Origin of the sequence: Lacinutrix sp., assembly GCF_023299985.1 — a bacterium.
GTDB lineage: Bacteria > Bacteroidota > Bacteroidia > Flavobacteriales > Flavobacteriaceae > Lacinutrix.
Map to the genome: position 1 here is coordinate 1 of NZ_JALZVX010000032.1, position 8,193 is coordinate 8,193.

Here is an 8,193-nt window from a genome sequence, read left to right on the forward strand (position 1 = left end):
TAATCATGATTTTTTTTTATTCAATAATTTTAATTAGTAAAAATAATAATGTTATTACCAAATTCTTACGCGCTGCTCTGGAGCAATATACATTTTGTCTCCTTCTTTAATACCAAAAGCTTCGTAAAAAGAATCTACATTTAAAAGCGGTTGTACAGCTCTATTCATTCCAGGAGAGTGTGGGTCTGTTTTTATTCTGGTTTTTAAAGCATCGTCACGCATTTTGGTTCTCCAAACGGTTGCCCAACTCATGAAGAAGCGTTGTTCTGGTGTGAAACCATCTATTTTTTCTGGTTTTGTGTTGTTTTTATGGCTTATTTTTAAAGCATCGTAAGCTGCTAACACACCACCTAAATCACCAATGTTTTCACCTAAAGTAAATTTACCGTTAATGTTTACATCTGGTAATACTTCTATAGCACTGTATTGTGCTGCAAGGTCTGCGCCTAAACCTTCAAACTTAGTTAAGTCTTCTTTTGTCCACCAATCGTTTAAATTACCGTCCTTATCATAACGTGATCCAGAATCGTCAAAACTATGTGAGATTTCATGACCAATTACTGCGCCTATTCCACCATAATTAACAGCATCGTCTGCGGTATAATTATAAAAAGGAGGTTGTAGTATAGCTGCTGGAAAAACAATTTCGTTAAAAGAAGGATTAAAGTAAGCGTTTACTACTTGAGGTGCCATATACCATTCGCTTTTATCGACTGGTTTTCCTAATTTGGCGATGTCCTTTTTAAAGTTCCAAGCTCTAGCATTTAATGTGTTTTGAAGGTAAGAACCTCCTTTTTCTGTGCTTTTAATTTGTAAAGAAGAATAGTCTTTCCATTGGTCTGGATAAGCAATTTTAACTTGTGTTGCCTTAAGTTTTTCTATGGCCTTAGTTTTTGTTTCTGGACTCATCCATTCTAGGTTATTGATTCTGTTTTCGAATGCTAAAATTACATTCTGAATCATTTTTTCGGCCTTTGCTTTAGCTTCGGGCGGAAATTTTTTATCAACATATAGTTTACCCAATGCTTCACCAAGCGTACCATTTAAACTTGCTAAAGCGCGTTCGTCTAGAGCGCGTTGTTTTTTTGAACCGTTTAAAGTTTTACCGTAAAACTCCCAATTTGCTTTGTCTAATTCTGTAGATAAACGACCTGCAGAATTGTTTAATGTTCTCCATTTTAAATACGCTTTCCAGTCTTGTACATTACCTTCAGCTAAAATTTCTTGTAAACGATTAAAGTATCCTAAATCACCAACTATTACAGTGTCTAATTTTGTTGCCCCAATACCATTAAAGAAATTTTTCCAGTTTACGGCAGGTACCATTTTTTGTAAGTCTGCTATAGATCTAGGATTGTAACGTTTACGAGCATCGCGTCTATCTACCTTATCCATTTTAGATTCAGCTATACGTGTTTCGAAGATTAATATTCTATTTGCTTGTGCTTGTGCTTCAGCTCTAGTGTCTCCTAAATATTGTAGCATTCTAGCTACGTGTTCTGTATATTTTGCTCTTTTTTCTTTAGAATCTTCATCATCTTTAACATAGTAGTCTCTATCTGGTAAGCCTGTGCTTCCTCCTCCAACATAGGCAACATTTCTATTACTGTCTTTAGGATCGCTACGAACACCAAGACCATAAAAACCTCCACCTCCTTGAGGTTCCATTTCTATCATGTAGGCTTGTAAGTCTTCATTAGACTTGATATCTTCAATTTTTGCTAAATAAGGTTTTAAAGGTTTTAAGCCTTGTTGATTTCTACCAACAGTATCCATTATGGTTTGAAAATAATGTACTGCTTTTTCTTGGTCTGATCCTGGAAGCACTTCTATAGTCTCGAAGTCTTTATCTGTATTCATTGCTGCTTTTAAAATAGCTAAAGCGTCTTCGTCTGTTCTTTTTCTAAGTTCTGCAAAACTTCCCCAAGTAGATCTATCGTCTGGAATTTGGTTGGTTTCTAACCATTTTCCATTAACGTATTTAAAGAAATCGTCTTTTGGCTCTACAGTTTTATCCATAAAGTCTAAATTAATACCTGGAGTTTCTACAAGTTGAGCACTATCTTTTTTAGGTATTTCTTCTTTACAAGACACTATACTAGCCAAAGTAAAAGCACTTAACAAAGTAAGTTTTATAATGTTAGTTTTCATTTTTTTATATTTAATTATTAGCCTGTAATTTACGTAGTTATTTTCTTTTCATTTAACAAAAAAACTTGATATTGATTACTCTTTTAATTAAGTATTAGCTTTTTAGTTATTTTATTAGTTTGATTGTAGATATTTAAAAAATAAATGCCCGATGCGAAGCTGCTAATATTTATTTGGTATTGTTTATTAGGTGAGTTTACATTTTTTTGTTGAAGTATTAATTTTCCAGTAACATCGTAAACGTCAAAATTAAAGGCTTGAGTTGTTTTGGTTTTAATATTAAATAGTCCACTAGACGGATTAGGATATATTGCAAAACCGTCTGTATTAAATTCTTCTATACTTAAAGCGTTTTGAGTAACTATTAAATTATCTATAATGGCACCTTCTTGAGTTACAGATTGATCTGAGTGAAAAACAAACCTAAACATTATGTTAGATTCGTTAGTAAAAGCTGATAAATTGTAGCTATAATTTGATGAATTTATTTCTTGTCCTGTCCATTGTGCACCAGGACAATTAAAGCAATTATTTCCAGGTAATGTGCTACTGTTATACCAATTTGGATCTGAAGCTGTACCTAAAACCGACCAACTTAATCCTTGATCTGTAGAGTATTCCATATATAAAACGTCCCAATCTAATTCTAAATCAAAAGACATATCGAATTCTATTGTTGGGCTGGTAAGTGATGTTAAATCGTAACACTCGGTTATTAAATAACTTTTTATGTTGTTTGCATATTGTCCTGCTAAATTAGTAGCATAAACTTGATTATTTGTATTTGTAGTATTGTTTAAAACGGCTCCAGTTGGAATACCTCTTTGCCAGTATTGTGTCGAGGCACCATCATCTAAAACTAACAAAGCTTCGTTTGTAGTTTCGAAAGTATTTACTACTTGTAGAGGAGCAGTTGCATTTGCTAGAATTATTATTTCTTCGGAATTATTATTAATACTGTAAGCGTCATTAGAAGTATTTACCGAGGCTGAAAATGTATGTGTTCCTTTAGACAAACCTAATTGAGGTAATGTAATTGTTGTAGTTGTTTCTGAGGCTAAACTACCTGTCCAATTAAATGTATTATCGATACCATCTACAGTGTAAATTATATTTGCAAATGTAATGGTGCTAATACCATTATTGCTTACTTCAACTTGAGGTGTAATATTTGCATTACATTCTATAGCAGAGCTTATTCCTGATAGTTCTAACAGTTTAATATCTGTAGGAGCTAATTCTGTTGGAATTACAGATTGCCAAACACCTCTTCCATAAGTAGAGGCAGTAATTTTATTATCGAAAATATTAATTTCAATATCTGTAACGGTTACATTTGGAAGACCAGTATTAAATAACTCCCACATTAAAGTGTCATCGTCATAACGATAAACACCTAAACTTGTTCCTAAAAATAGAGGGTTTTTAGAATGTAGATTTTGATGTTTGATACTATTTTTTGTAACGTTAGGTAACCCTGAAGAAATATTAATAAAGTTTAAACCTCCATCTATGGATTTAAAAACTTGACCATTAGTTCCAGAAGTTGAAACATAAACAATATTACTATTGGCTGTATTTACTTCAATAGATGTTATGTTATTAGAAAAAGATTGTGTGGGCGAAAAAGTAATACCTCTATCTGAACTTTTTCTTAGTGTACCATTAATGCCTAGATACATGTTATCTGGATTAATTTCATCTATTTCTAGAACATCTATTCTAGAACCAAAATCTTGAGAAACCTGAACCCAAGAATTATTTTGCAATTTATAAACTGAATTGTATCCTGCAAATAATTCACTATCACTATTTATTTTTAATGGTGTAATCCAATTTCCGTTTTCAGGACTTCCAACATTGTTACTTATTCCTCCACCAGAAGAATTTGAAATATATAAATTACCTCCATTTTGAATAAAACCATAATAGATGTTTGAATTTGCTGGATCTATAGCAGTATCCATACCGTCTGCTCCATAATAATTTTGCCAAGTGTTATTATTGTATGCATGGCCACCATTATCTTGTAAGCCTCCAACCATTTTGTCTGATGATTGCTTAGAAACTGCAATACGATAAAACTGACTAATTTGCATACCTGCGGTTAAATCTGTAAAACTAACGGCAGCATTGTCTGATTTATAAAAACCTCCATCTGAGCCAACAAGTAATTCTCCGTCGTGAAACCTTAAAAAGTGAATATCTGCATGTGTGTATGTTGAGCTAAAAGGTGCACTCCAATTATTTATTTTAGCAAATGTAGCCTGCCCATTATTATCTATAGTACCTTTCCAAATATTTAAAACACCTGTATAAATTTCATTTTCATTAGTATCTGAAACTGCAAAGGCCATGTCAAACCAACTTTGGGTAGACTCGAAAATATCTCCAACTGTTGTTGGCGTCGCTATTGCTGAAAAAGTATTTCCAGAATTGGTAGAACGATATATTCCTTTAAAACCATTACCATTATCTGATGCTAAAACATAAACTAAATTAGGATTAGCAGGAGTAACGTCTATTGCTAGTCTAGAAATATTGGATAAAGGTAATCCTGAAGCTGTTGTATTATAAATAATAAAAGTATCTCCACCATCTGTAGATTTAAAAAAACGACTAGAAGACACAGCATATACTATATTATTGTCTTGCGGATTTATTTTAATGTCTCTAATATTTTGTCCTTGGGTATTATTTAAATTGCTCCATGATACACCTGCATTGGTAGATTTGAAAACACCATTGTTAGTTGCTACCCAAACTATATTAGAATTTGTTGAACTTACATAAACATCGTTCATTCTTGATGGTGTATTTCCTGTGTTTAAACCTGTAGTGTTCCAATTTAAACCTCCATCTGTAGATTTCATTACTCCAACACTTACAGAGTCTCCTCCATCATCGTCTCCTGTGGCAATGTAAATAGTTCCTGGATTTGAATAATCTACTGCAATACCCGAAACTCCAATTTGTGGTAAGTTATCTGTGTAAGTTTGCCAAGTAGTTCCATTGTCTGTAGATTTCCAAAAGCCTCCAGCAGGAGCTCCAGCATAATAAGTACCAGCTATTGCTTGGTCTTTAATTATAACATTTACACGACCTTGTCCAGAAGACCAAGATCCAGTATTTGTATGTGTAAATGGCCCAACAGGTAACCAGTTACTCTCGTCTGGCATAAAGTTTTTTGATGCCGCGTTGTTTTTAATATTTAAGTAAGTGTCCCAAAGTTCTTGAGAAGTAGGTAATGTGCCATCATCCTTTATAAAATTTTTCCAATGGTTTTCCCAACGTTTAAATGGCTTATAACCACTTCCTTTTATGTTAGGATCTCTTGTTTCCCAATAAGTGTTAAAAGCATTTACAACTTCTTGAAATTTGACTGGATTGTTTGTTTTTGCTCTTGCTTCAATATTAATAGTTTTCATCCAAGGTGCATTTTGGTTGTATTGCGCTTGAGATAAAGTAAAATAGAAGAAAGAAATTATTATTAGGCCATTTTTCATGAATTAATTTTAGAATTTGAAATGTAAAGGTAAGTTTTTTAAATAAACAATTGTTTTTGTCGTAAAAACCTAACCTTTAATCCTTGTTTTGAATTTTTCATTATATAAACTATCTGTAGTTGCTTTTAATTTTATCACTTCTGGTACGTTTTCGTTAGGTATTGTTATAGACAATACGTAATGTGCAACTTTCCACTGGTTATTTTCTAATTTTAAAACTCCTGAGCCTCTACACAATTTCATTTGCGTATCTAATAACTCGTCGAACCATGCTAATTTTTGGTTTTTATAAACATAAACGTTTCTTTCTATTGCAGTAAAATGCCATGCTTTACCATTATCAAAATAAGGTTTAGAAAACGCTTTAAAAGCTTGGTTTTGCCAATTTTCTGTAGCATCTGTACCTATAAAGACACCATCATTGGTCATTAAATTAAAGTAGTTATCAAAATTTGCTTCGGCTGCAGCCTTATGCCAAAGATCTAAAGCGGTGTTAATGTTTTTTTTAATTTCTTGTGTCGAAACAATTTGTGTTGCTTCAGTATCTATTTTAGCTTCAGTGTTACAAGATGTAAAAATGACACTTAATAAAATTAAAATTATTGCTCTCATAATGAATCTGGTTTAATAATGTTTTGTGCTTCTTTTTCAAATTTCTTGTTTATTTGAAGGGTAACATAAGAAAATGATTGAAAAAGTTCTTTTAAAGCTAATAGTTTTTCATTTTTTTTAGCAGTATTCAAATTTATTAATTCTCTAAATTTTAATAGTTTAGTTCTTAAAATTAAAACTCTAGCTTTAATGGGTGCGCTATTTATAGCATCTGGCGTTGTGGTGTGGATATCGTTTAATGTGGTGTTAAAAATGGTGTCGTCTGATTTGAAGAAAGTAAAATCTGCTTGTTTAACTGTTTCTATGGCTCTAGAAATAGTATTATAAGCTTCCCAAGAATCTAAGGTTAGCTTCGCTTTGTTGTCTATACCATATTCTATATAGTTAATTTTAGAAATATCTTCTTTAGTTATTTTTGTAGGATCGTTTGTAGTTGTAACAGTTTCGTTTGTTGTGTAATCCTCTTTTTTGCATCCAGAAAGCACTATTAATAGTGTTAATATTATTAATTTTTTCATTAATTACTTTGTCTTGTTTACTACAAATATATTGTATTCAACCTTTTTAATTATTAGTTATATCATAAAAAAAGACTCTTTTATGTATAGTTTTTAACTTAAAGCTAAATAAATCTTATTATTTTTGGTTTACTTTATAACAATACTATGTCATCAAAAATTTTAATTATTGGAGCTTGCGGTCAAATAGGATCTGAACTTACTACTAAGCTTAGAGAAATCCATGGAAAAGATAATGTTATTGCCAGTGATATTAACACTAGAAAATTAGATTTAGTTAATTCTGGGCCTTTTGTAATTTTAGACGCCAAAAACTTTAATGCTATTAAAGATTGCTGTATAAATAACGATGTTAAAACGGTATATTTAATGGCGGCTTTGCTTAGCGCTACTGGCGAAAAATACCCAATGGAAGCTTGGGATTTAAATACTAATTCTCTTTTTCATGTATTAAACCTTGCTAAAGAAAAAATTATAGATGGTGTGTTTTGGCCTTCCAGTATTGCTGTTTTTGGGCCTACAACACCTAAGGAAAATACACCACAATACACAACTATGGAACCTACTACAGTTTATGGTATTACTAAACAAGTAGGTGAGCGTTGGTGCGAGTATTACCATAAACAATATGGTGTAGATGTTAGAAGCATTAGGTATCCTGGAATTATAAGTTGGAAAACATTACCAGGTGGTGGCACTACAGATTATGCTGTTGAAATTTATTATGAAGCTTTAAAAAATAGTAGATACGAGTGCTTTCTATCTAAAGATACAGCATTACCAATGTTATTTATGGATGATGCTATTAAAGCAACAGTAGATATTATGGCTGCAAAGCCAGAAACTATTAAAATAAGATCTGCTTATAATTTATCTGGTATAAGTTTTACACCAGAAGAAATTGCAGCTTCAATACAAAAGCATATTCCAGATTTTAAAATGACTTACAAACCAGATTTTAGACAGAAAATTGCAGATTCATGGCCTAGGAGTATAGATGATACTGAAGCTCGTGAGCAATGGCAATGGAAACATAGTTTTGACTTAGAAGCTATCACTAAAGAGATGTTAACGCAGCTAAATAAAAAACAATAACTAACTTATATTAGACAGAATTATTAAAAAGGCCCAATGCTAATGCATTGGGCTCTTTTAATTACTATAATTTACTCCATAAAAAAAGCCACTATTTCTAGTGGCTTCTGTAAACTTGCTCCTCTTCTAAGACTTCTTTCGACTGCTCTCAGGATAAACTTCTCGCCAGAAACCTTGGTAATTCAAACAAAAAAATCCGATACAATTAATGTATCGGATTTATAACTTGCTCCTCTTCTTAGGCTCGAACTAAGGACCCTCTGATTAACAGTCAGATGCTCTAACCAACTGAGCTAAAGAGGAGTGTTTTT

The 8,193-nt window shown here is 32.1% G+C and carries 5 protein-coding genes and 1 tRNA gene; 1 reads left to right on the forward strand and 5 read right to left on the reverse strand.

All coding sequences use genetic code 11. The features are described from left to right. Positions 1 to 54 precede the first annotated feature (54 nt). The 4 genes from Q0C58_RS01765 to Q0C58_RS01780 form a co-directional block, all read right to left on the reverse strand. Entirely contained in the window at positions 55 to 2,151 is a 2,097-nt protein-coding gene (locus tag Q0C58_RS01765; protein WP_290696693.1) for a M13 family metallopeptidase, read from the reverse strand. Positions 2,152 to 2,234: 83 nt separating this feature from the next. Next, entirely contained in the window at positions 2,235 to 5,657 is a 3,423-nt protein-coding gene (locus Q0C58_RS01770; RefSeq protein WP_290696695.1) for a T9SS type A sorting domain-containing protein, read from the reverse strand. A 69-nt stretch (positions 5,658 to 5,726) separates the two neighbouring features. Then, positions 5,727 to 6,269 (reverse strand): nuclear transport factor 2 family protein, encoded by a 543-nt coding sequence (locus tag Q0C58_RS01775; protein ID WP_290696697.1) that lies wholly within the window; start codon positions 6,267 to 6,269, stop codon positions 5,727 to 5,729. Further along, a complete protein-coding gene (locus Q0C58_RS01780) occupies positions 6,266 to 6,787 on the reverse strand; it encodes a hypothetical protein (RefSeq protein ID WP_290696698.1) in 522 nt (173 codons plus the stop codon). The genes Q0C58_RS01775 and Q0C58_RS01780 overlap by 4 nt, the downstream gene beginning before the upstream one ends. Positions 6,788 to 6,934: 147 nt before the next feature. Here Q0C58_RS01780 and Q0C58_RS01785 point away from each other — a divergent pair, with 147 nt between their 5' ends. Beyond that, positions 6,935 to 7,882, forward strand: a complete 948-nt coding sequence (locus Q0C58_RS01785) for an NAD-dependent epimerase/dehydratase family protein (protein ID WP_290696700.1) — start codon at positions 6,935 to 6,937, stop codon at positions 7,880 to 7,882. A gap of 229 nt (positions 7,883 to 8,111) precedes the next feature. On the opposite strand, the gene Q0C58_RS01790 is transcribed toward Q0C58_RS01785, so the two are convergent. Continuing rightward, positions 8,112 to 8,185: transfer RNA gene (locus Q0C58_RS01790), tRNA-Asn, on the reverse strand. Positions 8,186 to 8,193 lie beyond the last annotated feature (8 nt).